The organism is Streptomyces sp. NPDC052910, from assembly GCF_055585605.1.
The window spans coordinates 167254-192741 of record NZ_JBVJJR010000011.1 but is presented as its reverse complement, the minus strand read 5'-3'; the positions used below and the strand labels follow the sequence as shown (position 1 = coordinate 192741).

The following is a 25488-nucleotide window of genomic DNA, read 5'->3' as shown; positions in this document are numbered from 1 at the left end:
CCACGAAAAGGGAGTCACGGCCATGGAACACGACCCCGGCGGATTCGTCCCCGTCATCGACCTCTCGGACCGGCACACCCCGCACGGCCGCGCCGCCGTCGCCGCGGCGATCGCACGCGCCTGCGAGGAGTCCGGGTTCTACGTCGTCGTCGGCCACGACGTCCCCCGGGACCTGATCCGGCGCATGCACCGCGTCACCCGGGCCTTCTTCGCCCTCCCGGACGCCGAGAAGGACCTGGTGGCCCACCGCCCCGGCGTCTCCGGCCACCGCCGCCTCGGCGGCACGACCGCCCACAGCATCGACCGCCCGTCGCCGCCCGACCTGTGCGAGGCGTTCGCCGTCCACGTCACGGGCGACCTGGACGCCGCGGAACGCGCCCGGCTCGGCGACCGGTGGGCCACCTGGACCCTGGCCAACGTCTGGCCGGAACGCCCCGCCGGCTTCCGGGACGTGTGGCTCGCCTACCTGGCCGCCGTCCGTGACCTGGCCGCCGACCTGATGCGGCTGTCCGCCCTCGCCCTGGGCCTGGACGAGGAGTTCTTCACCGACAAGTTCGACCACGACGGCTCCTCGCTCGCCGCCAACCACTACCACCCCCAGCGGCGGCCCCCCTTGCCGGGCCAACTGCGCCGCGGCCCGCACACCGACTTCGGCGCGCTGACCGTCCTCCACCAGCAGGACGACCGCGGGGGACTACAGGTGCTCGACGGGGACGGCCGGTGGCGGGACGTGGCCGCGGTCCCCGGGAGCTTCGTCGTCAACCTCGGCGACCTGATGGCCCTGTGGACCGGCGGGCGCTGGGTCTCCACCATGCACCGGGTGGTCAACCCGCCGCCCGGCGACACCTCGTCCCGCCTGTCCGTCCCCTTCTTCTACCTCCCCAACCACGACGCCGTCGTCACACCCCCGGCCCACCTCGCCCCGGACCCCGACGGCGGGCCGCCCGCGAGCGTGCCGGCCGGACCGTGGATGTCCCGCAAGCTCCGCAAACTCTTCGCCGCCACCGGCTGACGAGCGGCCCGCCCAGGGCCGACGAGAAGTTGACAGATGCCGCCGACGCGCCGTGGTCGCCCCGCGCGGGCCGCCACTACCGTCGACCGGGGGCACCGCCGCCCCCGGAACGCCCCACGGTCCGCGACAGGACCGCACCGCACACCGACCGATCCACCGAACGCACCGGCAGGAGGACGAGGGACGATGCGGAAATCGGCGCACCACGACCGGATCAGTGCCCAGTACCAGTCCGTGAGCACCCGCTACGACCGGGTGAAGAACCTCCCCTACGCCTTCGCCGAACGGGAGACGCTGTGCGCGGCCCTCCCCGACCTCACCGGCAGGTCCGTCCTCGACGTCGCCTGCGGGACCGGCTTCTACTCCCGCCTCTTCAAGCGCCTGGGCGCCGAGCGCGTGGTCGGGGTCGACATCGAGCGGAGCATGGTCGACTGCGCCCGCGAGATCGAGGAGGAGGACCCGCTGGGCATCACCTACGACGTCTTCGACGCCGCCGAGCTGCCCGTCCTGGGGGAGTTCGACGTCGTCGCGCCCGTCTGGGCGTTCGTGCACGCCAAGGACGCCGGGGAGTACGAGGAGATGGTGACCCGGTGCGCGCGCAACCTGGCCCCCGGCGGCACCATGGTGGCCCTGTGCTCCAACCCCGACATCGACCTGGAGCGGATGGCGGCCTACCCGCGCTACGGGCTCTCGATCACCCCCAAGGAGAAGCACGGCGACCTCCAGGTGATCACCATCGGGATGGACGTCGACCCGCCCGTCTCCTTCGACGGGTTCTTCTGGCCCGCCGGCATCACCGAGACGGCCATGGCCAAGGCCGGCCTCGTCGACATCCGACGGCGCCCGAACCTCGCGCCCGGACACGTGGACGGCGAGAACCCCAAGGGCTACTGGACCGACTTCGTCGAGAACCCGCCGTTCGCCCTGTACACCGCCGAACGGCCCTGACCGGCACACCGCGCCCGCGGCCCGGCCCGGGCCGCGGGGCCCCTGGAGACGGAGAGGCCATGAAGATCGCTGTATTCGGCGCCAACAGCACCACCGGCCGCCACCTCACCCGGCAGGCCCTCGCCGAGGGCCACACGGTCACCGCCACCGTACGGCGGCCCGACGACTTCCCCCTGGCCGGCCAGGGGCTGAGCGTACGCGGCGTGGACGTGTTCGACCGGGACGCCGTCGACGCGGCGGTCGCCGGACAGGACGCGGTCGTCACCATCCTCGGCGTCCCCTACGGACGGGAGCCCGTCACCGTCCTCTCCCGGGGCATCACCCACATCACCGACGCCATGGCCGCCCACGGCGTCAAACGCCTCGTCTGCTGCTCCTCCCGGCTGCTCGCCGTCCGCGCGCCGGCCGGCTCGGGGGAGCGGCCCCCCAAGGAGCGCTTCACCCACCGCCGGGTCGTCTACCCGATCCTGCGCACCCTCGGCAACCAGCTCTACACCGACATGATGCGCATGGAGCGCACGGTCCGCGCCACCGACCTCGACTGGACCCTCGTACGGCCGTCGGCGCTGTACGACACCGACACCCGCACCGCGTACCACTTCGCCGTCCCCGAGGCACCCGGCCTCTACACCTCGCGCATCGACCTCGCCCACGCCCTGCTGCGGCTGTGCACCGAGGACACCCATCTCCGCACGGTCATCGGCGTCTTCACCACCGAGGGCGTGCCGACCTTCCGGGACGTGCTGCTGAAGGAGGTCCTGCGCATCGGCTCGTGGAAGAGCGGGTGACCGCCGGCCGCGCCGGAGCACGGGCCGCCGCACCCGGGATGTGACGGCCCGTCCGGCGTACCGGGCCGTCAGCGCGGTTCCAGGTAACCGGCCAGGGTGTACGTGCCGGACGGGCCGTCGGAGGCCCGGCCGGCGGCGTCCGGCGCGGCCGGCAGGAAACCGCCCAGGGTGTACGTCCCCTCGTCGTCGCCGGCCCGCGGCGCCGCGTCCGGGGCGGCGCCCTCCGGGCCGTGCAGCCAGGACACGTAGTCGTACAGGTCGGACGCCGACATCCCGGCCAGGGCGGCGTTGCGGGCCGTGGCCGCCGCCCCCGCCGCGTGCCACAGGGCGATGCTGTCCCGGGCCAGCCGGTGCACCCGCGCCGTACGGTCGCGGCGGGCCGCGGCGTAGCCGGCCAGCCCCGCCGGGAACGCCCCGGCGGGACAATCCAGCGCCGCACCGAGGGCCACCGCGTCCTCCAGGGCCAGGCAGGCGCCCTGCGCCGCGTAGTGCAGCATCGGGTGGGCCGCGTCGCCGAGCAGGGCCACCCGCCCGTCGGTCCACCGCCGCACCGGCTCCCGGTCCACCAGCACCCAGGCCTTCCAGCCGGTGCCCAGCTCCAGCAGGCGCCGGGCGGGCTCGCACAGCGCGGCGAACTCCCGCAGCACCGACGCCGAGGTGACGGGCCGGCCGGAGAACGGCTCGGGCGGCCCGTTCTCCGCGCTGGGCGCCAGGTTGAGGTACCGGCCGCCGGCGATCGGGTAGTGCACGAAGTGCCGGCCGGGCCCGGCCCACCAGGTCACCGCCCGCCGCCGCGACGCGGCCGGCACCCGCTCCATGGGGACGGCCGTCCGGTACACCGTGATACCCGCGTTCCGTGGGCCGCCGTCCCCGAGCATCCGCTCCCGCACGGCGGAGCGCAGCCCGTCGGCGCCCACCAGGGCGTCCGCCACCAGACTCCGGTCCCCCTGGAGCAGCACCCGCACCCCGGCACCGTCGTGCTCGTAACCGACGACCGGGTGCGAGGCCCGCAGCTCCACCCCGGGTTCCGCACGACAGGCCGTCAGCAGGGCCCCGTGCAGCTCCCCGCGGTGCACCACCACGTAGGGGGCGCCGAACCGGGCCCGATAGCGCTCGTCCAGCGGCATGCTCACCACGTGTTCGCCGGTGACGCCGTCCATGAACCGCAGCTCCGGCACCGGCACGGCCAGTCGGGCGACGGCCTCGGACAGCCCCAGCCCGGCCAGGGCGCGCAGCCCGTTGGGGGCGAGCTGGACGCCCGCGCCGAGCTCGGTGAAACCGGCCTCCCGCTCGCAGACCACCACCCGGTGACCCCGGCGGGCCACGGCGAGCGCCGCGGCCAGACCACCGATGCCGCCGCCCGCGACCACCACCACGGCCGTCATGCCCGGCCCCCGTCCCGGCCCGCGCCCGCGTCTCCGTCCCGATCGGCCCCGCCGGCCAACCGGGCGGCCAGCTCCAGCCGTTTGACCTTCGTGGTGGCCGTCCTGGGCAGGTCCGCCTGCGACCAGCGCACCGGATCGGCCATCGCCGGCAGCCCGGCCACCGCCGCGCGCCAGGCCGCCCCGTCCAGCGGCCGGTCCCCGTGCGTGCACACCACCGGCAGCGGCGGCCCCCCGGCCGTGGGCAGGATCACCACCTCCGCCAGCTCCGGCAGCCGGGACAGCAGCCGGTCCTCCACCGACAACGTGCTGCCGAACCCCGGGATCTCGTCCACCTCGCGGTCCGTCAGGTGCAGACACCCCCAGCGGGTGCGGTAACCCAGGTCGCCCATGCGCCACCACCCGTCGTCGCTCTGCCGCGTGAACCGCTCCGGCTCGCCCAGATAGGTGCGGATCCGCCCGTCACTGCTCACCTCGATCCAGCCGGGGGAGGCGGACGAGGGCCGCCGCCCGTCCCGGCTCACCACCCGCACCCCGGTCATCCCCGGAAAGGGCACCCCCACACAGCGCCCGTCCGCGTCCGGAGAGCGGCGCCGGCCGTAGGCGCGGGCGACGGTCGGGCCGACCTCGCTCTGCCCGTAGATCTGGCCGAAGCGCGGGAACCGCCGGCCGGACGCCGCGATCAACGTCCGTACCGTGCGCGGGTGCAGGGCGTCGAAGGTGCTGCTGAACAGCTTCACGTTGGCCAACGGCGCCCGGGGGTCGGCGGCCAGTCGCTCCCAGCTCAGGTACGTGTTGGGATGCGCCTCCAGGACGGCCGGCCGCAGTCGGGCGAAGAGGCGCGCCACCCGCTCCGGATCGGCGTCCGCCAGAACGGCCACCGGGAAGCCGCGCAGCAACGCCAGGGCCAAGGCGGTGACCAGCCGCGAGTGCACGAACGAGACGTGGATCGCCACCGGCTCCCGGCGCCGCATCAGCGCCGTGGCCATCGCCTGCGGCCGGTAACGGGCCTCCAGGCTGTGCCCGGTGTGCACCGCCAGCTTGGGCAGCCCGGTGGTGCCCGAGGTGTGGGTGACCAGGGCGGGACGGTCCGGGGGCACCGGCACCTCCGGCACCCGCGGCGCACCCGCCAGGCCGGCCAGCGGCACCGCGCGGGCGTCCCGCCCCGCGGCCAGCAGCACCCGCGAGGCCAGGGTGAACACCGCGTCCGGCAGCGAACCGGCCAACGTGACGGCGTCCGTCACCAGCACCGGGCGCTCGACCCGGCGCAGCAACGCCGTCACCGTCGCACCGTCCAGATGCGGGGAGAGCAGGACGGGAACCCCGCCGATCCGCGCCACGGCGACGGCCAGCAGGGTGATGTCGAAGGCGTCACTCTTGTGGATCACCACATGACCGTCCGGCCGCACCCCCGCCCGCCACAGCCGGGCCGCGAAGTCGTCCACCAGGTCGGCGACCTCCGGCAGGGTCATGGTCCGCCCCCGTTCCGGGGCGATGTCCAGGTCGTGGTCGAGGAGCAGGACGTTCGACGGGTACCGGGCGGCGGCCCGCTCGAACAGCGAACCCAGCCGGATGCCCCGGTTCCCTATGCGCTGCAGCAGCATGCGTCAGCCTCGCTTCCGGTGATGTGCGCGGACGTGCCGGTCAGCGGGGTTCGAGGGCCTCCTTCAGCCGTGCCGCCGTCGCGGCCATGTCCCGCTCCAGCTTGGCGTTCCACTCGACGAAGAACCGCCTCCGCTCCGCCTCGTCCATACCGGCGGTGATCCCGCGGATCCCTTCCGTGGGCGCCCCCATGCGGAAGTGGTGGGTGAGCCGCGTGGCACCGCCCGGGGCGGGCGCGAGGGCGTACCCCCAGACGCTGTCCTGGATCCGGCCGGCGCCGTCCAGCATCGCCCACGCGAACCGGCGGCCCGGCTCGGCGACGACGACCTCGGCCCGCGTCGTCCACTCGCCGCGCACCACCGGCGCCCACGCCACCACGTCCGCCGGGCGCCGGTTGCGGCCGACGAACACCGTCCCCACCGCACCGGCCGGCCCGCCCTCCCACTCCCCGCCCACGCACTCCTCACTCCACCGGTGGCAGCCGGGGAGGTCGCTGACCGCCGCGTACACGGTCTCCGGCGGCGCCGCGACGAGGACGCCGGTACTGATCTCGAAGAGGGGACCGGCCGCCGTGGCCGCGGCCGTGTGGTTCCCCGTCGTACGGTTCCCTGCCGTCATACCGGACAGCGTCGGGGCACCCGGCCGCCCGGGGCAACGCGCCCGCCCGGGGATTCGTCAGGTGTCCGGCGGGCACCGCCTTCCGGGGCGGCCGGGAGGTGCCGGGAGGTGACAGACTCGCGCCGGCCGCCGTCGACGGCCCGGAACGGCGGACCGTAGGGTCGCCTCGACGTGCCGAGCCGTCGAAAAGCGAAGGATCCTCCATGAGGACGAGCGCGACAGGCACCGCCGGAACGCCGTGGTCCGGCGCCGTCGACGTCCACCACCACACCCTCCCCGCCTGGTACGCCCGCGCGTTGGCGGACCTCGGGTCCGCCCCCACCCTGCCCGGCGTCGACGCGCCGGCCTGGACCGTCGGCACCGCCCTGGAGACGATGGACCGGCAGGGCATCAGGGCGGCCCTCCTCAACGTCTGGCCGGGCGTCCCCGCCGTCGACACGGCCACCGGCGCCCGGCTCGCCCGCCGGGTCAACGAACACCTCGCCGATCTCGTCGCCGGCCGGCCCGACCGGTTCGGCGCCTTCGCCGTCCTGCCGCTGCCCGACGTCGACGCCGCCCTCGCCGAACTCGCCTACGCCCTGGACGTGCTGGGCCTCGACGGCGTGTCCCTCGTCACCCACTACGCGGGCACCTACGTCGGCGACCCCCGCCTGGACGCCTTCCACGCCGAGGCCGCCCGGCGCGGCACCCCCCTGTTCGTCCACCCGACCGCGCCCCCGGCCGGCGGACAGCCCACCTTCGGACTGCCGCTCTCCCTCTGCGAGTTCCCGTTCGAGACCGTCCGCCTGTGCGCCCAGCTCCTCTACCACCGCACCCTGGAACGCCACCCGGGCCTGCGGATCATCCTCTCCCACGGCGGGGGCGGCCTCGCCTACTACGCCACCCGGCTCACCCTGGGCCCGCTGGTCAGCGCCGACCTCGGACCGCGGCTGCCCGCCGACCCGATCGGCCTCCTCCGGAGTCTCTACGTCGACACCGCCATGGTCGGCGACCGGTTCGCCTTCCCGGCGGTACGGGCCTTCGCCCGGCCCGACCGGATGCTGGTCGGCACCGACTTCCCGTTCATGCCCGCGTCGTACGGCGACGGCAACGGCCGCCACATCGTGGAACACGGCGGCCTCGGCGCCGGGGACCTCGCACTGCTCCAACACGGCAACGCGGCCCGCCTGTTCCCGCGCCTGGCGGGGGCGGCGGGTGCGGACCGGGCCGGGGACCGACGCGGCGAAGGCCCGGACGGCCACCCCGGCGAACGCCACGGCGACCGTCCCGACGGCCGAATCGACGGCCGCTCCGAAGACCGTCCCGACGGCTGCCCCGATGACCGTCCCGACGACCGGACCGCAGACCAGAAAGGGGACCGTCAGCGTGCTCGATGACACCGCGGTGACCGCGTACCTGGACCGCATCTCCGCCCCGCGCCCGCCCGGCGCCACCCTGGACGGGCTGCGCCGGTTACAGGAACGCCACCTGCTCTCCGTGCCGTTCGAGAACCTCGGCTACCACCTGGGCGAGGACATCCACATGGACGAACGGGTCCTCGACAAGGTCGTCGGCCGGCGCCGCGGCGGCGGCTGTTACGAGGTCAACCCGGCCCTGGCCCTGCTGCTGCGGAGCCTCGGCTACGAGGTCTCCCTCATGCCGGGCCGCGTCTGGATCCGGGGCGAACTCACCCCGCCCCTTTGCCACCTGGCCCTCAAGGTGCGCGCCGAGGGCCGCGACGTCCTCGTGGACGTGGGGTTCGGCCGCAACAGCCGGCACCCGCTGTCCCTGGAGACCGACGCCGAACAGGCCGACCCGAACGGCCGCTTCCACGTCCGGGCGGCCGACGACGGCGGCACCGACGTCCTCCTCGACGGCACGGCCCTGTACCGCGTGTACGACACCCCGTGCACCGTCGCCGACTTCGGCCCGACGCTGTGGTGGTACCGCACCGCGCCCGACTCGCCGTTCCTGCAGAACCTGTTCTGCTCGATGCCGACCGGGACCGGCCGGGTCACCCTCAAGGAAGACCAGTTCACCCTGGTCGACGGGGACCGGCGGGAGAAGCGGCGGATCACCGACCCCCGGGAGCTGCTGGAGACCTACGAGAAGTGGTTCGGCATCAAGCTGGACCGGCTCCCGGTCAAGGCCGCCCCCACCACCACGGCCCCCATGGCGTTCGACTGAGGCGGGGGACCGCGCGGGGGCGAGCGGGAGCCCGCGGCCGTCAGTCCGTACCCGACGGGTTGGAGATCAGGTACCGCCAGCGCCCGTCCGGCCCCCGCCGCGCCACGTCCGTGGCCGTGCCCTCGAGGCGGACCCGGACGCCGTCCTGGCCCACCCCGTCGTGCACGTAGTCGTTGATCAGCAGGGCGGTGTCGCCGACCTCGTACACCTGCCGCAGCGTGACGCTGATCGGGATCCGCCGCCGTACCACCTCCGGCAGCGCGGCGCGGCGCGGCTCTCCCGCCACCGCCTCGCCGGGCCGGCGCACGTGCAGGGCCTCCGGCTCGAAGAGCGCGTCGACCAGGGCGGTGTCGCGTGCGTTGAAGGCCGCCGCGAAGACCCGCGGAAGGTCGGCCGCCGCGAGGGGCGGACAGGCGGCGTCGTCTCGGGGATCGGACATGCCGACGAGTACAGCAGCGGCCGGCGGCATACCGACAGCCGGTCGCGGCGATGTCTGTCAGCTCCGCCCGGGACCGTGGCCGCCGACCGGGAAGGCCGGGCCGCCGGGCGCGGCCCCGGGCGGCGGACTCGAAAGGACCGGGCCGAGGCGAGCGGGCCGAGGCGCGTGGGTTGAAGCGAGCGGGCCGAAACGACCGGACCCAACGGACCGAGCCGAATGGACGGGCCGAATGGACCCGAGCCGAACGGACCGACCGGACCTGACAGATCGCGCCGCCGGGCGGTGGGCACGCCGTCCGCCGGAGCGGCACGATGGGTTCCGCGCCGCCCGTGGCCCGCTCCGACCGGGGTCCGCCGGGCGGTCCCGACACCGCCGTCGCGGCACCGGTCCACGAGGAGCGAACCTCTTGACCACCATCACCATCCTCTTCCACTCCCGCAGCGGGAACACCTACCAACTCGTCGAGAAGGCCGCGCAGACCGCGGCCTCGGCGGGCGCCGAGGTGCGCGTCCGCAAAGTCGCCGAACTGCCCGATCCGATGATCCTCGACAAACAGGCCTACCAAGAGCTCGCCGAGGCCACCGCCGACGTCCCCGAGGCCACGCTCGACGATCTCCTGTGGGCCGACGCCATCATGATCGGCACCCCGGTCCACTACGGCCTGCCCGCCCCGCAGATCCTGAACTTCATCGACCACACCGGGCCCGTCGCCATCCCCGGCCGGCTGATGGACAAGGCCGTCTCCGCCTTCGCCTCCGGCTCCATGCCCCACGCCGGCCAGCAGGCGGCCATCCTGGCCCTGCACAACGCGATCTGCCACTGGGGCGCCGTCATCGTGCCCAACGGCTCGGCCGCCGCCGTCCTCCACCGCCCCGGCAACGGCGCCCCGTACGGCACCGGCACCATCTCGCGTCACGAACCGCGCAACGTCACGGACGACAACCTCGGCGCCATCGAATACCAGACCCTGCGCACCCTCCAGATCGCCGGGGCCCTGCGCCGCGGCCTGGAACCGGAGCCACGCATCACCATGGTCGACCCTGAACGCCTGCGCACCTTCGGCCTCGACATCTGACCGAACGCCCCGCTCCGCCCCGCTCACGGCCCCTGCTCTCGACGGGCGGGACCATCCGAACCACCGGGGCCACCGCACCGGGATCACGAACGAGGAGCCGGCATGGCACCGCGCGACACGCCCTGGCCGCACGGAACGCCGTGCTGGGTGGAGATCCGCGTCGACGACCCCCTCGAAATCGCCGCGTTCTACCGGCGGCTGTTCGGCTGGCGACTCCACGACCAGGGGGCCGAGTTCGACCACTACCTCACCGCCGCCCTCGACGGCCGGCCGGTCGCCGACATCGGCCCCCGCCGCTCCGCCGCGCCGGGCAACCCCGCCGGCTGGCTGGTCTGCCTCGCCGCCCGCGACGCCGACGCCGTGGCCCGGCGCGTCACCGCGCACGGCGGCACCCTGCCGCTGCCGGTCCGGGACATCGGCACCCACGGCAGGTTCGCCGTCGCCGCCGACCCGACCGGCGCGGCCTTCGGGATCTGGCAGGAGGGCGACTACTTCGGGGCCCGGGTCAGCGGTGTGCCCGGGGCGGCGGTGTGGCACCAGTGCGTGACCCCCGACCCGGCCGCCGCCACCGCCTTCCACACCGCGGTCTTCGGCCGCCCCGCGGCCCCCGGTGGCGACGGCGTCCACCACACCCTGCTCGACCCCGACGGCCGTCCCGTGGCTGACGTCGGCCCGCCCGAACACGCGCCGCGCGAGCCGGTGCCCGCGCACTGGTCGGTCACATTCGGCGTCACCGACCTGGACGCCGCGCTCACCCGCGTCACCGAGCTGGGCGGGACGGTCCTCGCCCCGCCGTCCGCCACTCCGCGAGGGCGCACCGCACTGGTCGCCGACCCGGAGGGCAACCCCTTCCATATCCGCGTGGCCGCCCCCTGACCGGGATCGGCCGCGTTCGCCAACTGCCGCACGGATCACGGGAATCCGACTTGGGCGGGCCCTTCCGTCCTTCCCGCCGGGGCCGCGCCGCCGGGGTCGCGCGCGGACCGGCAGGTGACAGATTCCGGCCGACCTGACGAACCGGCCCCACCGCTCGTGGGTGCGCCTCGTCCGCGGGGCCAGGCTGGAGGGGTGCCTCCCTCACCCCACCCGCCATGCCGCCCGCGGACCGGCAGGCCGGACCGCCGGAGCCGTCGGTGACCGGTGACCCACTGTCCCTGCCCCTGGAGACCGCCCGCCGGCAGCCGCGGTGGGACGACCCGGAGCAGGTCCGGCGCGTCCGCGAGACCCTGGCCGGCCGGCCGGGGCTGGTCACCGAGGCCGGCGTGCGGGCCCTCCACACCCACCTGGCACGCGTCGCCGCAGGCGAGGCCGAAGCGGTCCAGGCGGGCGACCGCGCCGAGGACCCCGACGAGTGCACCGCCGCCCACGTGGCCCGCAAGACCGCCGTCCTGGAGGTGCTCGCCGGGGCGATGAAGCTCGCCGGAGGCCGCCCGGTCCTGCGGGTGGGCCGCATCGCCGGCCAGTTCGCCAAGCCGCGCTCCCGGTCCACCGAACGCGTCGGCGGCCCGGTACGTCCGCACGCTCCAGCGCGAGATCCGCGCCTTCCGGGCCGTGCCGGCCGAGGCCGGCGCCTTCCCCGGCGGCGTCCACCTGGAGACCACGCCCGACCGCGTCATCGAGTGCGTGCTCGACGCCCGGGAGGCCGACCGCGCCGGCGAGGTATCCACCAGCTTCTGCGACCCCCGGCTCACGCCGGACCAGGCCCTGGAGGTCGCCTGGGCCGAACCGATCGGGTTCGTCCCGCCGGGACGGACGGCCGGAGCGGCGCCGCAGCACCCCACGACGGAAGGACTGCCCCCATGACGGACAGCGTCGCCCTGGTCACCGGCGCCGCCGGCGGCATCGGCTCGGCCGTCGTCGACGCCCTCGCCCACCGGGGCACCCCGGTGGCCGCGCTCGACCACGACCCCGCCAAGCTGAGCGAACGGGCCGACGCCTGGCGCACCGCCGGACTTCCGGTGACCCCGTTCACCGCCGACGTCACCGACCCCGACGCCGTGGAGGCCGCGGTCACGGCCGCCGAGGAGCGCCTGGGGCCGGTGGACCGGCTGGTCAACGCGGCCGGGGTGATGCACTACGGCGAAGTGGTCACGACGACCCCGGGGGACTGGGCGCGGGTGTTCGCCGTCAACACCGCCGGGGTCTTCCACGTCTCGCGCGCCGTCGTCGGCCGCATGATGCCCCGCCGGCGCGGCGCCCTGGTCACCGTGGCCTCCAACGCCGGCGTCACCCCGCGCGCCAGGATGGCCGGCTACGCCGCGTCCAAGGCCGCCGCCGCCATGTTCACCAAGTCGCTCGGCCTGGAGGTCGCCCGGTACGGCATCCGCTGCAACGTGGTCGCCCCCGGCTCCACCGAGACGCCGATGCTGTGGTCCATGTGGCAGGACGAGACCGGGCGCGACCGCACCCTCGCCGGCAGCCCCGAGGACTTCCGCGTCGGCATTCCGCTGGGCCGGCTCGCCCGCCCGGACGACGTGGCCGCCGCCGTGCTGTTCCTCCTCTCGGAGGATGCCCGGCACATCACCCTGCACGAGCTGACCGTCGACGGCGGCGCCGCGCTCGGCGCCTGAGAGGACCCGCCATGCTCGGCCGGCCCTCGGAGGAGGCCGGGCACATCACCTTGCACGAGCTGACCGTCGACGGCGGCGCCGCGCTCGGCGCCTGAGAGGACCCGCCATGCCCGGCCACCCCCCGCCCGCACCTCCGCACATGCCCGCGGGGTCCGCGGCCGCCTCCCCGCGGACCCCGGCGGGACCCGGGACCGCTTCCTCGCGGGTCCTCGCGGGGTTCTCCGCTGTGTCCTCGTGCATCGGTGGGGGTTCCGCGGTCGTTTCCCGGTGGAGCGGCGTGGGTTTCACGGCGGTTCCCTCGTGTGTCCCTGCCGGGCTTACGGCTGTCTCCTCGCGCGTCCCCGCCGGGCTCACAGACGTTTCCTCACGGTTCCTCGCGGGGCCCTCCGCCGTCTCCCCGCGCGTCCGCGTGACCTCCACGGCTTCCTCCTCGCGGAGCTCTGCGGGGCCCAGGGCCGCCTGCTCACGGACCCCTGCCGTCCTTGCGCGCACCCCCGCCGCCCCCACCGCCGTCCGTCCGCACCCGGCCCCGGGGCGGCCCGCGTGACCGCCGGTCCGCGGCCACCCGCCCCGGCCGCCGGCGAGGCGCTCCTCGCCCGCGTCCTGCGGCCCGACCCGCCGCCTTTCGCTCTCCTCTACCGGCCCGTCACCACCGGCGGCGACCACGTCGACGTCCTGACCGGGGACCTCACCACCCCCCGGCGCGTGGCCGACCTGCCGCTGCCCGCCACCGCGCACGGCCCGGCCGCCGCCGACGTCCTCGCCGTCCTGCCCTACCGGCAGTTGGCCGAACGCGGTCTGGCCGCTCCCGACGACGGCACGCCTCTGCTGGCCCTGACCGTGCGGGAGCAGGCCACCGTCGGGCGGGACGCCCTCCTCGCCCGTGTCCCGGACACGCCCCTCCGCCTGACCGGCGGGCACTTCGACCTCGACGATGACGCCTACGCGCGACTGGTCCGCGCCCTCGTGGACGACGAGATCGCCACCGGCGCCGGCGCCAACTTCGTCCTCAAGCGCCGCTTCCTCGCCGACGTCACGGACTGGTCGCCCGCCGCCGCCACCGCCTTCTTCCGCCGCCTGCTGGTCCGCGAGTCGGGTGTCCACTGGACGTTCCTCGTCCATACACCCGGCCGCACCCTGGTCGGCGCCAGCCCCGAACGCCATGTCACCCTGCGCGCGGGCACCGCCGTGATGAACCCCATCAGCGGCACCTACCGCCACCCAGCCACCGGCCCGACCCTCGCCGGCGTGCTGGACTTCCTCGCCGACCCCAAGGAGACCTACGAGCTCTACATGGTCCTCGACGAGGAACTGAAGATGATGGCGTCCGTCTGCGACCACGGAATCCGGGTGCGCGGCCCCTTCCTGAAGGAGATGGCCCGTCTCGCCCACACCGAGTACTTCATCGAGGGCCGCACCGGCCGCGACGTCCGCGACATCCTGCGCGCCACCCTGTTCGCGCCGACCGTCACCGGCAGCCCGCTGGAGAGCGCGGCCCGCGTCATCGCCCGCCGCGAACCCCGGGGCCGCGGCTACTACAGCGGGGTGATCGCCCTCGTCGGCCGCGACGGGCACGGCGGACGGACCCTGGACTCCGCCATCCTCATCCGTACCGCCGACATCGGACCCCACGGCCGGCTGGCCATCGGCGTGGGCGCCACCGTCGTCCGCGACTCCGACCCGGCGGCCGAGGCGGCCGAGACCCGGGCCAAGGCCCGCGGCCTGCTGGCCGCCCCCCGGCCCGGTACCGGCCCGACAACCCTGGCCGGGCACCCCGCCGTCCGGTCCGCCCTCGACGCCCGGAACGCCGGGCTCGCCCGGTTCTGGCTGCACGGCCCCGGCCGCCGCGTACCGGACGGCGGAGGCCCGCTGACGGGTCGCAGCGTCCTCGTGATCGACGCCGAGGACGGCTTCATCGCGATGATCGCCCACCAACTGCGCGCCGAGGGCGCCCGGGTGACCGTCCGCCGCCACGACCGTCCGGTCTCCCTCCCGGCTCCCGCCGGCGCGACGGAACACGACCTCGTCGTCACCGGTCCCGGCCCCGGCGACCCGCTCGACCTCGCCGATCCCAGGATCGCCCGCCTGCACCGCGTGACCGGCCGCCTCCTCGCCGGCCGCCTTCCCTTCCTGGCCGTCTGCCTCAGCCACCAGATCCTCGGCCACCACCTGGGTCTCGTCCCCCGCCGCCGTCCCACCCCGCACCAGGGCGTGCGGAAGGAGATCGACCTCTTCGGCCGCCGCGAACAGGTCGGCTTCTACAACAGCTACGCCCTCCACAGCACCACCGACCACCTGGACCTCCCGGGCACCGGCCGGGTGGAGGTCTGCCGGGACCCCGCCACCGGTGAGGTCCACGCCTTGCGCGGCCCGCACTTCGCCGGCGTGCAGTTCCACGCCGAATCCGTCCTCACCCCGGGCGGCCTCGGCATCCTCCGGCCGCTGCTCGGCGGCCTGCTCGGCGCGGCACGGCACATCACGGCCCGCCCTTGAAGGGACCTGTGCCCGCGCCCGTCCCGCCGCCCGCGGGTGTCCGCCGCCTCGCGCCCGGTTCCGCCTGGCGGTGGTGGGCCCCGCTCGCAGGGGCCTGCGTCCCGCCGCCGTACCCCGCCGTCCGGCCGCGGGCCGGGCCCGACGGGCCGTATCGTGCCGCCGGCACCTGGACCGGTCTCACCGCGCCCGCGGCTTTCCCTCACCGGTTCCGGACCGCGCCCTTCCGCGCCCGCGCTTCACCGTCCGGCCATGAACCGGCCGGTCCGCGCGTGCCTCGCGCGTCCGCTCCCGAGCCGGGAATCCCGTATCCGTGCCCCGCCATCCGCCCCCGGGCCCGCCCGGACCCGCACGGCCCGGCGTCGTCGTCCGCGTTCCGCTCCCACCTCGCCCCCGCGCGTCACCGTGCGGCCAGTACCACCCGGCGGCCGCGCAGCTCGCCCGACTCCAGCATCCGGTGGGCTTCCGCCGTCGCGCTCAACGGCAGTTCGACGATCTCCCGGGGGCGCAGCCGGCCGGCGGACAGGACGGCGTTGACGCACTCGGCCGCCGCCGCCAGCTCCGGCACCGTGGCATTGGTGATGGCGAAGCCCACCACCGAGCGGTCGCCCGTGTACAGCGGCCCGACGGGCAGGACCGGCCTGCTGGCCAGCCCGGCCAGCAGCACCAGCCGGCCGCGCGGCGCCAGCGCCTCCACCGCGCCGGGCACGTCGTTGGCCCCGGCCGCGTCGGCGTACAGGTCGACGCCGTCCGGGCAGATCCGCGCCAGTCCCCCCTCCGCCGCCTCCCGGCGGTCCAGCACCGTCTCGGCCCCCAGGGCGCGGCAGTGGGCCTCGTCGGCGGCCCGGGCGACCGCCACGACCCGCGCCCCTGCCGCGGCGGCCACCGCCACCATGGCCGACCCCACGTTGCCCGCCGCGCCCACCACGGCCACCGTCCGCCCCGGCCGGAGCCCGCCGTGCGTGACCAGGCCCAGGTAGGCGGTGGCCACCGGGTGCGCCAGCGTCACCGCGAGCCGCGGGTCCACTCCGGGCGGCAAGGGGTAGAGCCGCTCCGCGGGCACCGCCACCACCTCCGCCGCCGCGCCCTGCCGGCCGCCGTGGCCCATGCTGTTGCACCACACCGGGGTGCCCGCCGGGAACCCGGCGGCGCCCTCGCCCGACACCCGTCCGACCAGATCGCGGCCGACCACGAAGGGGAACCGCGCCGGTGTCCGCACGGCACCGGAGCGGACGAAGGTGTCCACATGGTTGGCGGTCGTCGCCTCCACCTCCACCGGCACCTCGCCCGGGCCGGGGCGCGGTGCGGGGAGTTCCCCGAAGCGGATGGCCTCCGCCGGCCCGAACTCCTCGATGTACGCGGCATCCATGCGGTCATTCTGGCCGCCTCGCCCCGGCCGCGTCCCCCTGCCGTTCAAATCGTTCCCCCGCCCCTCAAACCGTCCCCTCGGCTCGGACCGTGCCCTCCGCTCGGACCGTCCCCTCCGTTCGGACCGTCCGCCGGCGGGCCGCGGTGATGAGGGTGTGCAGCACCGCCTGGGCGGTGGGGAGGCGGTTGGCGGCCTGGTGCCAGGCCAGGCAGCGGGGGCCGTCGAGGACGTCCGAGGTGATCTCCTCGCCGCGGACGGCGGGCAGGCAGTGCAGCACCACGGCGTCGCCGGGGGCGTGGGCCAGGAGCCGGTCGTCCACCCGGTAGCGGGCCAGGCGCCGCCGGCGCTCGTCGGCCTCGTCGCGCCGGTCCATGGGTACCCACACCTCGGCGTAGACGGCGTGCGCGCCCCGGACGGCGTCCTCCGGGTCCTCGGTCACGGCGACGGACCCGCCCGTGCGCCGCATCGTCGCGCGGGCCTCGTCCAGCAGACGGGGGTCCGTCCCGTACGCCGCCGGCCGGGCGATGGTCAGGTGCATGCCGGTGGCGGCGCAGGCGGAGAGGAAGGAGTTGCAGGTGTTGCTCCCGCCGTCGCCGACGAAGGCGGCCCGCAGGCCCTTCAGCGTCCCGAAGTGCTCCCGCAGGGCGAGCAGGTCGGCGAGGGATTGACACGGGTGGTGGCTGTTGCTCAGCGCGTTGACGACCGGTACCGCCGACACCTCGGCCATCCGCTCCACCACGCGGTGCTCGAAGGTGCGCACGGCGACGGCGTCGAGGTACGACGAGAGGACCCGTGCCGTGTCGGCGACGGTCTCGCCGTGGCCGAGCTGGAGCTCGTCCCGGTTCAGCACCACGGCGGCCATGCCGAGCCGCTGGGCGGCGGCGACCAGCGACACCCGCGTCCGCGTGGACGGCTTCTCGAAGACGCACCCGACGGCACCGCCCCGCAGGCCGTCGGCCCACCCCAGCGGCTCCCGCTTCATCGCCTCCGCCCGGTCCAGCAGGGCCCGGAGGACGACCGGGTCCAGGTCGCCGACCCGCAGCAGGTGGTCCGGGACCCTGCCGTCCGCGGCGGGGGCGGCGGCGTCGGGCGCCGGTGACGGTCGGGTCATCGCGCGCCTCCGGATCAGGGGCCGCCGACGGGGTCCGCCGACGGGCTCTGCCCCGAGTCTGGCCCGGGGGCGGGGGACCGGCACCCCGCCCGGGCCGCGCGGGTGAACCGTGCGCGTGCGCCTGGCGCCGGCCTTCCCGGCGCGGGCCTTCCCGGCGTGGGACGGCCGGTCACGGGGACGGCCGGCGGGTTCCACCGGGCGGGGGCGGCAGGGGCGTCAGCGGCCTCCGCGCCGCCGGCCGCCGGAGCCGCGCTGGGTGCCGCCCTTCCCCGCGCCCTTCGCGGTGTTCTTCCCGGCACCCTTCTTGCCGCTGTGCCCGACGGCCTTCTTCCCGCCCTGCCCGCCGGTCTTCCGGGGCGTGCCGGCGCCGCCCTTCCGCCCGGCGGCGGGTGCCCCGGCGGACCGGCGCTCGGGGGCCGCGGGCGGCTTGGGCCCGCGGGTGCTGTTGACGGTACGGCCGCGCACGACGCCGATGAAGTGCTCGACGAGATCCGTCGTCCGCTCCTCGGGCCAGGACAGGGCGACCCGGGACTGAGGGGCGTCGGTCAGCGGCCGGTACGTGAGGTCCTTGCGGTGGTGCAGCCGGGCGAGGGACTGCGGGACGACGAGGACGCCGATGCCGGCCGCGACCAGTTCGACGGCGTCCGCCGTGGTGGCGGGGCGCTCCAGTGCGGGCCGCCCCGGCAGCCGCTCCCAGCCCAGGGAGTCGTCCAGAGGGTGCAGGACGATCTCGTCGGCGAGGTCGGCGACCGCCGCCTCGTCGACCGCCGTGAGGAGGTGGTCCTTCGGGACGATCACCACGGTGGTCTCGGTGTACAGCGGAATGGCGCTGAGGTCCGTCCCGTCCACCGGGAGCCGGAGCAGCGCGGCGTCGGCATCACCGGCGCGGAGCGCGCCGGGCGCCTCGTGCGGGGGCACCGACAGCAGGGTCAGCGGCACCTCGGGCAGGCGGTCGTTCCAGATACGCACCCATTTGTCGGGTGTCACTCCCGGGACGTAGGCGAGCCGGAACGTGGGGGAGTCTTGCGAGCCTGTCACCCGCCCAGGTTACCGGTCACGGAGCGTGCCGATCGCCCCGTACCCTTGGTCGCATGACCACGCACAAAACCTCCCAGACGATGAAGCCCGCGACCGCGGCGAAGAAGCTCGGGGTGTACCTGGAAGCCACCCCCGCCTCGTTCCGGGAGGGTGTGGTCTCCCGCCAGGAGCTGAACGCGCTCCAGACCGACCCGCCGGAGTGGCTGCGGGACCTGCGGCGCGACGGGCCGCACCCCCGGCCGGTGGTCGCCGCGAAGCTCGGCGTCTCCATCGCGGGCCTCGCCCGGGGCGGCGTCACCGAGGCGCTGACCACCGAGCAGATCGAGGCGCTGAAGCAGGAGCGGCCCGAGTGGCTGGAGCGCGAGCGCGCCACGCAGGCCGAGGTCCGCAAGGAGGCGCAGCGCGTCAAGGAGCGGAACGCCCAGCGGGCCGAGGCCGCCTCCGACGCCTCCTCCTCCCCGTCGGGGACCGCCGCGCGGCGGTCCTGACCCCGACACCCCTTTCCGCAGGCCTACCGCAGGCCCGGCTCCGGACTCGTCCCGGGCCGGGCCTGCCGCTTTTCCGGCCACGGCCCGGACCTCCCGCCGGAATCCCCCTGCCCGGATCCGCCGGCCGGATCTGCCCGAATCAGCGCGTCCGGTTTGATGGCTTGTCGACGGCTATGCCCTGACGCCCGGTCAGAACGCGGCACTTGTGTGGTGCAGGATGGCGTTTTGTGCCGGGTCGTGTTGGTGTCCTGGCACTTCGACGATCGCTTGGGACAGGTAGGTAGGACGAAGTGACGGTTGGTCGTATCGGACGGCCGGGGACGCGGGACGTCGCCGGCACGCGGTCCGGGAACGGAGGGCGCCGATGACCGGGGACCTGACGCTGCACGACGGGATCACCGCGGGGATCGCCGTGGTCGCGGGCCTGCTGGCGGCCGGTCTGCTGCGGGTGATCCTGCGGTGGCTGGCCGAACGGGCCCTGCGGACGCGCTGGATCGGGGACGACATCATCGTCGACATCCTGCGCACCCTCGCCCCCTGCGCGGCGGTGGCGGCCGGCGTGGCGGCGGGAGCGGCGGCCCTGCCGCTCAACCGCCAGGTGGGCCACACCGTCAACCAGATCCTCGTGGCGGTGGTGATGCTCAGCGCCACCTTCACCGCTGCACGGGTGATCAGCGGCCTGATCCGGACGGTGACGCAGTCCCGCTCCGGAGTGGCCGGCCAGGCCACGATATTCGTCAACATCACGCGCATCACGATCCTGGCGATGGGCTTCCTGGTCATCCTGGAGACCGTCGGCATCTCCATAGCACCGCTGCTCACCGCCCTCGGCGTGGGCGGTCTGGCCATCGCCCTGGCCATGCGGGACACGCTGGCCAACCTCTTCGCGGGCGTGCACATCCTGGTCTCCAAGACGGTGCAGCCCGGCGACTACATCCGGCTCAGCAGCGGCGAGGAGGGCTATGTCGTCGACATCAACTGGCGCAACACCGTCGTCGAGCAGCTCTCCAACAACCTGGTCATCATCCCGAACGCCCAACTGGCCGGGACGAACATGACCAACTTCAGCCGGCCCGAGCAGCCGCTGACCGTCACCGTGCAGGTGGGCGTCGGGTACGACAGCGACCTGGAGCATGTGGAGAAGGTCACCAACGAGGTCGTCGCGAGCGTGATGCGGGACGTCGAGGGGGCCGTGCCCGACCACGAGCCGGCCGTGCGCTTCCACACCTTCGGCGACTCCCGGATCGGTTTCACCGTGATCCTCGGCGTCGGCGAGTACAGCGACAAGTACCGCATCAAGCACGAGTTCATCAAGCGCCTGCACCAGCGCTACCGCGCCGAGGGCATCCGCATCCCGGCCCCCGCGCGCACGGTCGCCCTGCAGGGCGGCGAGGGCGACCCGCTGATCCCGCACCCGCGTACCCCGGCCGAGGGCGTGGGCGCCCGGAGGGCGTCCCGGTCCTGACGGCCCGTCGCCCCCGGCCGCGGTGGCGCGCGGCCGGGGCCCTTCGCCGCCGGGGTGCGGCGGGCGGGGACGGCCCGCGGGGAGAAGGCGCGGTATCGGTCGGAAAAGGGCCATTGAAGCGAGTACGACGCACGCTGTACTGTCATGGGACGGGGTTGATCGTTTCGTCGTACGTCGTGATAAACGGCGTGCAATGGGTCTGTCGGGTCATACATCCATGCGGCCGTGCCCCCGCCCTGAACCGGAGGCACGGCGGCTTCCGTCAGGGAGGTGCGGATGGCGTCGGTCGGCGTGACCGGTCGGGGGAGTGAACTGGCCCGCCTGGCCGGACTGTTCGACGAGGCCCACGCGGGCCGGCCGGTCACCGTCCTGATCCGGGGCGAGCCGGGGGTGGGCAAGTCCGCCGTGCTGGAGGCGGGTGCCGGCCTCGCCGCCGCCGCGGGGTTCCGGGTGGCCGTGGGGGACGCGCGCGGCCTGTGCGGTCGGCCGTACGCCGCCGCCGACTACCTGCTCGACCGGCTGCCCGCCCCCGGGGCCCCGCCCGGAGCGTTACCGGCCCCCGCGCCCCCGACCGGAGCGTCACGGGCTCCCGCGTCCCCGACCGGCCCGGAGCCACTGGGCGAACTCGTGGAGCGCGTCCGCCTGCTGGCCGCCGACGCGCCCGTGGCCCTCTGCCTCGACGACGCCTCCTGTCTGGACCCCGGGTCGCTGCGCTGGCTGCTCGCCCTGTCCCGGACCATGCCACCGGCCCGACTGGCGATCGTGCTGGTGTCCCGGGGGCTCGCCGCGGCCTCCGGCCCGGCGCCCGAGGCCGAACTCGCCGTCGGCGCCGAGTGCCTGGACCTCGCCGGCCTCCCGGCCGCCGCCGTCACCCGCTTCGCCGAGACCCGCTGCGGCGTCTCGCTCGACGCGGGGACCGCCCGTACCTGCCACGAACTGACCGGCGGCAACCCGGCGTTACTGCTGGCCCTGCTGGCCGGCCGGTCGGGCACCGCGCCCACCGCCGACGAACTGCGCCCCGCCGCCGGCGCGTCCGCCCTCCCCGGCGCCGAACGCTGGCTCGGCGGTCTCAGCCGCCCGGCCCTCGCCCTGGCCCGGGCCGTCGCCGTGCTCGGCGCCGACGCCGAGATCACCCAGGCCGCCCGGCTCGCCGGCCTCGACGTGGGGGCGACGCTGTCGTCCGTCGACGAACTGGTCGGCCGGGGGCTGCTCGCCAACGCCATCCCCCTGACCTTCCGTCACCCCCTGCTCGCGGCCATGGCCGTCGAGCGGATCCCCGCCGGCACTCGGGCCGCCCTCCACCTGCGCGCGGCCGAACTCCTGCGCGACGGCGGATTCGGCGCCACCCGCGTGGCCCGGCACCTGGTCGCCGCCGGACCGCTCGGGCTGAGCTGGACCGTCGAACCCCTGATGGCCGCCGCCCGCAGGCTGGCCGGCGAGGGCCGGACGGAGGAGGCGGCCCAGCACCTCCGCGGCCTGCTGCGCGAGCGGCTGCGCCCCCGGGTGCGGTCGGCGGTCCGCTGCGAACTGGCCAGGCTCGACGCGTTCACCGACCCCGAACGCGCCATCCGGCTGCTCGACGCCGCCCGGCGGGAGGCCGAGGACCCCGGGGTCGCGGCCGACTACGCCCTGGACCTCGCCGCGCTGCTGACCGGACGCGGCAGACCGGTGGACGCGGTGGCCGTCCTCGACGACACGGCCGACCGGATCGGAGCGGACGCACCCAGGCAGCTCCGGAGACTGCGGCTGCACCAGGCGCTCGTCCGCGTGGCCGGCCCGGCCCGGCTGTTCCCCGACCGCGAGCCGCCCGACGACCCGCCCGCCGACGCGGCGGAGGCCGCGGCGCCCGCGGAATCCGCCGACCCCTCCGCCCCCTCCGAGGCCTCGGTCGCCTCACGCATCTCGGACCCCTCGGACGTGTCCGACACCGCCGGCCGGCCCGCCGCCCTGCGCGCCGTGTACGCCGTCCGTGCCGCCGACGACCGGACGGCCGCCGTCCGGCACGCCCGGGAGGCGCTGGCCGCCGGCGGGGAGAGCGGTCCCGCCACCGTCCTCTGGTACGGCTGCCGCGCCCTGATCCACGCCGACGAACTGACCGAGGCCGTGACGTGGTGCGGCCGCCACCGGCCGGTCGGCGGCGCGCGGCCGGGACGGTGGACCGACGTCGCCGTGGACCTGCTCCGCGCCACCGTCCGCCGGGTCCGGGGCGATCTGCCGGGCGTCGTCGAGATACTGGCGCCCCTGACGGAACCGCTGTGCGCGGAACCGGCCACGTCGCACGTCCTCGCCCGGCTCGCCGTCGCGGCCCTGATCGAGGCCACCGCCACGGCAGGGGACACGGACACCGCGCGGACGCTGCTGACCCGGTGGGAGCTCGACCGGGACCGGCCGCCGCGGCAGGACACCGTGGCGGTGCTGGCCGCCCGGGCCGTGCTCCGGACCCGGACCGGCGAGCTGCCGGGCGCGGTGGACGACTGGTACGCGGCCGGCCGGGCCCTGACCGAACTCGGCGTGCGCAACCCGGCGGTCCTGCCCTGGCGGTCCCGGGCGGCCCACCTGCTGGCCGCCGAGGGGCAGACCGCCGAGGCCGCCCGCCTCGCGCGCACCGAACTGGACGACGCCCGCCGCTGGGGCACGCCCCGGGTCGTGGGCACGGCCCTGCACGCCGTAGCCATGACGGAGGCCGGCCCGCGCCGGGCCGGTCTGCTCGACAGCGCCGTCGCCCTGCTCGGCCGCTCACCCGCCCGGCTCGGCGCCGCGGCGGCTCGGCTGGACCTGGGCCGCGCCCTCGGCGCGGCCGGCCGGACGGAGGAGGCGTGCGAGGTGTTCACGGCCGCGTCCGCCGGGGCCGAGGCCTGCGGCGCCCGGCCGCTCGCCCGGCGCGTCGCGGCGGCGCGGCGGGAGGTCTGCCCGGCGGAGGGACGTGACACCGTCCCGGCCACTCTCACCGGCCTCACCCCGCAGGAACTGCGCATCCTCTCCCTGGCCCGCGAGGGGCACACCAACCGGGAGATCGCCGGACGCCTCTACGTCACCCTGCGGACCGTGGAGTTCCACCTCTCCGGCGCCTACCGCAAACTCGGCATCTCCGGCCGCCGCCAGCTCGCCGAGGTGATGCCGGGCGCGTCCCGGACGCCGGCGTAAGCGGAGGGAAGCGGAGGGGAAGCATCGGACGGCCGACGGCGGCCGCCGTCCGCGTGCGGTGTTCAACCGATCCAACACCCCTTTCCCAGCGGGCCCCTTGCCGTATACGATCCTCCGCACTGCCAAGAGGCCCTGTAGTCATCCAGAGCATCGACTGCCACCGCAGGATCGGGACGCGCGTTCGACGGACGGCGTTCACGACAGAAAAGGCAAGGGTCACTTGGCGTCGTAAACGGACATGTCTGGCCACTCAAGAGGGTCTTTGTGTTCCTTACGGGGGCTGCGGAGCACCGGAGTGCTGCGATGGGCGTTCCCTGCCGTCTCAGGCGGGAACGGCCGGTCACGTCACGTGCGAGCACCGGTATCAGTGGAAGGAGACGAAGGTATGCAGCAGCGGAATCGACGGGGTGCCGTGTCGCGCCTCGCCCAGCGTGCGGGAGCCGTCGGGGCGGCGGCGGTCATCGCCGCCGTCGGCGGCGTGTCGACGGCGGGAGCGGCGACTCCCGGCCCGGGCTCGGAGCGGGTCCTCGCCAAGACGGAGTACACCTTCCACCCGACGGGCCAGGACAAGTCCGTCGCCGCCTCGCGGCGGGTCATCCGCTGCGAGATGGTGTTCGTCGGAGCCAACCACGGCGCGCCGCACCACTCCGGCCACGTGCCGGGCACGGTCAACGTCCGGGTCCGCGTGACCTGCACCCAGCCGGTGCGGCTGATCAAGGGAAAGATCGGCCTCTTCAGCAACCACGGGTCGAAGATCAATGAATACGGCAGCACCGGCCGGGCCGCGGCCAAGGGCAACGCGGCGCTCGTCTGCCGGTCCGGCTACTACCAGGGCGAGTCGGCCGCCAAGATCGTCGCGCCGGTCGGCTACACCCCGCCCACCGCGAACATGGCGGCCAAGACCGCCAAGGTGCACCTGACGAAGTGCAGTTGACCGAGGGCTGACGCCGGGTGTCAGCGATTGACCTCGTCGCTGTCCACCCACACGGGGTCGGTCACCTCGACCCGGACGGCCTCCAGGCGCTCATCGGCCAGTACGTCGGCGATGAGCGCCGCCGAGCCGCCGAGGTAGGTGGAGTCGAGGTCGGTGTCCGTCGCGACACACCAGGCCCGGTCGTCGGGCCAGAACAGGTTGGGCGACTGCGGGAAGAGTGCCACCGCCAGTTCGCCGGCGGCGTCGAGCGGGCCCTCGAGCAGGACGTAGCTGCGGTTCGGCAACTCCACTCGGGGGCCGTCGGCGACGCTCGCCGGGAACTCCGGCGGAAGCAGGCCGGGGTCCGGCCGCCCGTCCCCCTCCTCCGGTGGGGCGTCCGGCGTGAAGGAAACCGCCGTACGGCCGCCAGGCATGAACCCGTACCCGTCCCAGACGCAGAACCGGCAGCGGTCGCCCGACGTGGTGTGCCGGCCCAGGACGTCACACAGCGCCGCCAGCACGGCGGGGGACAGGGTGCCCGGTTCGGGCTCCTCCTCCCAGGGCTTCGCCGCCCGTACGTCCGACGCGGGAGTGGCGAGCGCCTGGAACTGTACCCGGGGATGCACCACCCTGCCCGACCAGGCGGCCACCTCCGCCCAGCTCACCGGAGTGTCGTCGGACGCCGACGCGGGGTGCAGAATCCGCGCGTACGCCTCGAAGCCGTGCGGCACGAGAGCACCCACGCCGGACCCGAACGGTCCGATCCTCGCGACGAGCCAGTCCGCCGCCGTCACCTCACCGACCGGCCTCAGCCGTGAACGTCGAGCCATGGTCCGCACCTCCCGCGTCCGTCACCCCGGCCCGGTTCGA

At 75.3% G+C, this 25488-nt stretch carries 22 protein-coding genes and 1 pseudogene; 15 read left to right on the top strand and 8 right to left on the bottom strand.

What is annotated here, in order from left to right; genetic code table 11:
• Positions 1–22: 22 nt before the first annotated feature.
• The 3 genes from ACZ6X9_RS30115 (at position 23) to ACZ6X9_RS30105 (ending at position 2748) form a co-directional block, all read left to right on the top strand.
• Complete coding sequence (locus tag ACZ6X9_RS30115) at positions 23–1012, top strand: isopenicillin N synthase family dioxygenase (RefSeq protein WP_469781178.1); 990 nt, start codon at positions 23–25, stop codon at positions 1010–1012.
• 186 nt (positions 1013–1198) lie between these two features.
• Positions 1199–1960, top strand: a complete 762-nt coding sequence (locus tag ACZ6X9_RS30110) for a class I SAM-dependent methyltransferase (protein WP_469781177.1) — start codon at positions 1199–1201, stop codon at positions 1958–1960.
• Between the two features lie 59 nt (positions 1961–2019).
• Positions 2020–2748 (top strand): NAD(P)-dependent oxidoreductase, encoded by a 729-nt coding sequence (locus ACZ6X9_RS30105; RefSeq protein WP_469781176.1) that lies wholly within the window; start codon positions 2020–2022, stop codon positions 2746–2748.
• Positions 2749–2816: 68 nt separating this feature from the next.
• Here ACZ6X9_RS30105 and ACZ6X9_RS30100 read toward each other — a convergent pair whose 3' ends face one another.
• The 3 genes from ACZ6X9_RS30100 to ACZ6X9_RS30090 are packed head-to-tail and all read right to left on the bottom strand — an operon-like array spanning position 2817 to position 6350.
• Positions 2817–4133, bottom strand: a complete 1317-nt coding sequence (locus ACZ6X9_RS30100; protein ID WP_469781175.1) for an FAD-dependent monooxygenase — start codon at positions 4131–4133, stop codon at positions 2817–2819.
• Positions 4130–5734 carry a class I adenylate-forming enzyme family protein gene (locus ACZ6X9_RS30095; RefSeq protein ID WP_469781174.1) on the bottom strand — a complete coding sequence of 535 codons (1605 nt, stop codon included), beginning with the start codon at positions 5732–5734 and terminating at the stop codon, positions 4130–4132. The genes ACZ6X9_RS30100 and ACZ6X9_RS30095 overlap by 4 nt, the downstream gene beginning before the upstream one ends.
• A gap of 40 nt (positions 5735–5774) precedes the next feature.
• Positions 5775–6350: an SRPBCC family protein gene (locus tag ACZ6X9_RS30090; RefSeq protein ID WP_469781173.1), complete on the bottom strand. Its 576-nt coding sequence runs from the start codon at positions 6348–6350 to the stop codon at positions 5775–5777.
• Between the two features lie 203 nt (positions 6351–6553).
• Between ACZ6X9_RS30090 and ACZ6X9_RS30085 the strand changes: the two genes are divergently transcribed.
• Together ACZ6X9_RS30085 and ACZ6X9_RS30080 are read left to right on the top strand one after the other, a co-directional pair.
• Positions 6554–7726, top strand: a complete 1173-nt coding sequence (locus tag ACZ6X9_RS30085; RefSeq protein WP_469781172.1) for an amidohydrolase family protein — start codon at positions 6554–6556, stop codon at positions 7724–7726.
• Positions 7716–8516, top strand: coding sequence for an arylamine N-acetyltransferase family protein (locus ACZ6X9_RS30080; protein ID WP_469781171.1), 801 nt, complete (start codon positions 7716–7718; stop codon positions 8514–8516). Before ACZ6X9_RS30085 ends, ACZ6X9_RS30080 begins: the two co-directional genes overlap by 11 nt.
• A 40-nt stretch (positions 8517–8556) precedes the next feature.
• On the opposite strand, the gene ACZ6X9_RS30075 is transcribed toward ACZ6X9_RS30080, so the two are convergent.
• Positions 8557–8955: a YybH family protein gene (locus ACZ6X9_RS30075; RefSeq protein WP_469781170.1), complete on the bottom strand. Its 399-nt coding sequence runs from the start codon at positions 8953–8955 to the stop codon at positions 8557–8559.
• A gap of 406 nt (positions 8956–9361) precedes the next feature.
• Between ACZ6X9_RS30075 and ACZ6X9_RS30070 the strand changes: the two genes are divergently transcribed.
• From ACZ6X9_RS30070 to ACZ6X9_RS30045, 6 genes and pseudogenes are all read left to right on the top strand, one after another.
• A complete protein-coding gene (locus tag ACZ6X9_RS30070; protein WP_469781169.1) occupies positions 9362–10030 on the top strand; it encodes a flavodoxin family protein in 669 nt (222 codons plus the stop codon).
• A gap of 102 nt (positions 10031–10132) precedes the next feature.
• Positions 10133–10906 carry a VOC family protein gene (locus ACZ6X9_RS30065; protein ID WP_469781168.1) on the top strand — a complete coding sequence of 258 codons (774 nt, stop codon included), beginning with the start codon at positions 10133–10135 and terminating at the stop codon, positions 10904–10906.
• Between the two features lie 215 nt (positions 10907–11121).
• Positions 11122–11523: pseudogene (locus ACZ6X9_RS30060) on the top strand (3-deoxy-7-phosphoheptulonate synthase); the annotation flags it as partial.
• A 58-nt stretch (positions 11524–11581) separates the two neighbouring features.
• The gene (locus tag ACZ6X9_RS30055) at positions 11582–11833 is read left to right on the top strand and encodes a 3-deoxy-7-phosphoheptulonate synthase (RefSeq protein ID WP_469781211.1); all 252 of its coding nucleotides are present in this window, start codon (positions 11582–11584) and stop codon (positions 11831–11833) included.
• Positions 11830–12600, top strand: coding sequence for a 2,3-dihydro-2,3-dihydroxybenzoate dehydrogenase (locus ACZ6X9_RS30050; RefSeq protein WP_469781210.1), 771 nt, complete (start codon positions 11830–11832; stop codon positions 12598–12600). Before ACZ6X9_RS30055 ends, ACZ6X9_RS30050 begins: the two co-directional genes overlap by 4 nt.
• A 543-nt stretch (positions 12601–13143) precedes the next feature.
• Entirely contained in the window at positions 13144–15093 is a 1950-nt protein-coding gene (locus tag ACZ6X9_RS30045) for an anthranilate synthase family protein (RefSeq protein WP_469781167.1), read from the top strand.
• A gap of 397 nt (positions 15094–15490) precedes the next feature.
• Here ACZ6X9_RS30045 and ACZ6X9_RS30040 read toward each other — a convergent pair whose 3' ends face one another.
• The 3 genes from ACZ6X9_RS30040 to ACZ6X9_RS30030 form a co-directional block, all read right to left on the bottom strand.
• The gene (locus tag ACZ6X9_RS30040) at positions 15491–16459 is read right to left on the bottom strand and encodes a zinc-binding dehydrogenase (protein ID WP_469781166.1); all 969 of its coding nucleotides are present in this window, start codon (positions 16457–16459) and stop codon (positions 15491–15493) included.
• A 64-nt stretch (positions 16460–16523) separates the two neighbouring features.
• Positions 16524–17570: an ornithine carbamoyltransferase gene (argF, locus tag ACZ6X9_RS30035; RefSeq protein WP_469781165.1), complete on the bottom strand. Its 1047-nt coding sequence runs from the start codon at positions 17568–17570 to the stop codon at positions 16524–16526.
• Positions 17571–17786: 216 nt separating this feature from the next.
• The gene (locus ACZ6X9_RS30030) at positions 17787–18608 is read right to left on the bottom strand and encodes a LysR family substrate-binding domain-containing protein (RefSeq protein ID WP_469781164.1); all 822 of its coding nucleotides are present in this window, start codon (positions 18606–18608) and stop codon (positions 17787–17789) included.
• Between the two features lie 53 nt (positions 18609–18661).
• Here ACZ6X9_RS30030 and ACZ6X9_RS30025 point away from each other — a divergent pair, with 53 nt between their 5' ends.
• The 4 genes from ACZ6X9_RS30025 to ACZ6X9_RS30010 all read left to right on the top strand — a co-directional run bounded on the left by ACZ6X9_RS30025 (position 18662) and on the right by ACZ6X9_RS30010 (position 24639).
• On the top strand, positions 18662–19096 hold the full coding sequence (locus ACZ6X9_RS30025) for a DUF5997 family protein (protein WP_469781163.1): 435 nt from the start codon (positions 18662–18664) through the stop codon (positions 19094–19096).
• Between the two features lie 364 nt (positions 19097–19460).
• Positions 19461–20561 (top strand): mechanosensitive ion channel family protein, encoded by a 1101-nt coding sequence (locus ACZ6X9_RS30020; protein ID WP_469781162.1) that lies wholly within the window; start codon positions 19461–19463, stop codon positions 20559–20561.
• Positions 20562–20837: 276 nt separating this feature from the next.
• Entirely contained in the window at positions 20838–23705 is a 2868-nt protein-coding gene (locus ACZ6X9_RS30015) for a helix-turn-helix transcriptional regulator (RefSeq protein ID WP_469781161.1), read from the top strand.
• A gap of 385 nt (positions 23706–24090) precedes the next feature.
• Positions 24091–24639 carry a hypothetical protein gene (locus ACZ6X9_RS30010; RefSeq protein WP_469781160.1) on the top strand — a complete coding sequence of 183 codons (549 nt, stop codon included), beginning with the start codon at positions 24091–24093 and terminating at the stop codon, positions 24637–24639.
• Positions 24640–24659: 20 nt separating this feature from the next.
• Here ACZ6X9_RS30010 and ACZ6X9_RS30005 read toward each other — a convergent pair whose 3' ends face one another.
• A complete protein-coding gene (locus ACZ6X9_RS30005; protein ID WP_469781159.1) occupies positions 24660–25448 on the bottom strand; it encodes a hypothetical protein in 789 nt (262 codons plus the stop codon).
• Positions 25449–25488 lie beyond the last annotated feature (40 nt).

Bases quoted from the DNA above. Each gene is read 5' to 3' on its own strand.
- ACZ6X9_RS30115 (WP_469781178.1), top strand. From the start codon at position 23: ATGGAACACGACCCCGGCGGATTCGTCCCCGTCATCGACCTCTCGGAC.
- ACZ6X9_RS30110 (WP_469781177.1), top strand. From the start codon at position 1,199: ATGCGGAAATCGGCGCACCACGACCGGATCAGTGCCCAGTACCAGTCC.
- ACZ6X9_RS30105 (WP_469781176.1), top strand. From the start codon at position 2,020: ATGAAGATCGCTGTATTCGGCGCCAACAGCACCACCGGCCGCCACCTC.
- ACZ6X9_RS30100 (WP_469781175.1), bottom strand. From the start codon at position 4,133: ATGACGGCCGTGGTGGTGGTCGCGGGCGGCGGCATCGGTGGTCTGGCC.
- ACZ6X9_RS30095 (WP_469781174.1), bottom strand. From the start codon at position 5,734: ATGCTGCTGCAGCGCATAGGGAACCGGGGCATCCGGCTGGGTTCGCTG.
- ACZ6X9_RS30090 (WP_469781173.1), bottom strand. From the start codon at position 6,350: ATGACGGCAGGGAACCGTACGACGGGGAACCACACGGCCGCGGCCACG.
- ACZ6X9_RS30085 (WP_469781172.1), top strand. From the start codon at position 6,554: ATGAGGACGAGCGCGACAGGCACCGCCGGAACGCCGTGGTCCGGCGCC.
- ACZ6X9_RS30075 (WP_469781170.1), bottom strand. From the start codon at position 8,955: ATGTCCGATCCCCGAGACGACGCCGCCTGTCCGCCCCTCGCGGCGGCC.
- ACZ6X9_RS30065 (WP_469781168.1), top strand. From the start codon at position 10,133: ATGGCACCGCGCGACACGCCCTGGCCGCACGGAACGCCGTGCTGGGTG.
- ACZ6X9_RS30050 (WP_469781210.1), top strand. From the start codon at position 11,830: ATGACGGACAGCGTCGCCCTGGTCACCGGCGCCGCCGGCGGCATCGGC.
- ACZ6X9_RS30040 (WP_469781166.1), bottom strand. From the start codon at position 16,459: ATGGATGCCGCGTACATCGAGGAGTTCGGGCCGGCGGAGGCCATCCGC.
- argF (WP_469781165.1), bottom strand. From the start codon at position 17,570: ATGACCCGACCGTCACCGGCGCCCGACGCCGCCGCCCCCGCCGCGGAC.
- ACZ6X9_RS30025 (WP_469781163.1), top strand. From the start codon at position 18,662: ATGACCACGCACAAAACCTCCCAGACGATGAAGCCCGCGACCGCGGCG.
- ACZ6X9_RS30020 (WP_469781162.1), top strand. From the start codon at position 19,461: ATGACCGGGGACCTGACGCTGCACGACGGGATCACCGCGGGGATCGCC.
- ACZ6X9_RS30015 (WP_469781161.1), top strand. From the start codon at position 20,838: ATGGCGTCGGTCGGCGTGACCGGTCGGGGGAGTGAACTGGCCCGCCTG.
- ACZ6X9_RS30010 (WP_469781160.1), top strand. From the start codon at position 24,091: ATGCAGCAGCGGAATCGACGGGGTGCCGTGTCGCGCCTCGCCCAGCGT.
- ACZ6X9_RS30005 (WP_469781159.1), bottom strand. From the start codon at position 25,448: ATGGCTCGACGTTCACGGCTGAGGCCGGTCGGTGAGGTGACGGCGGCG.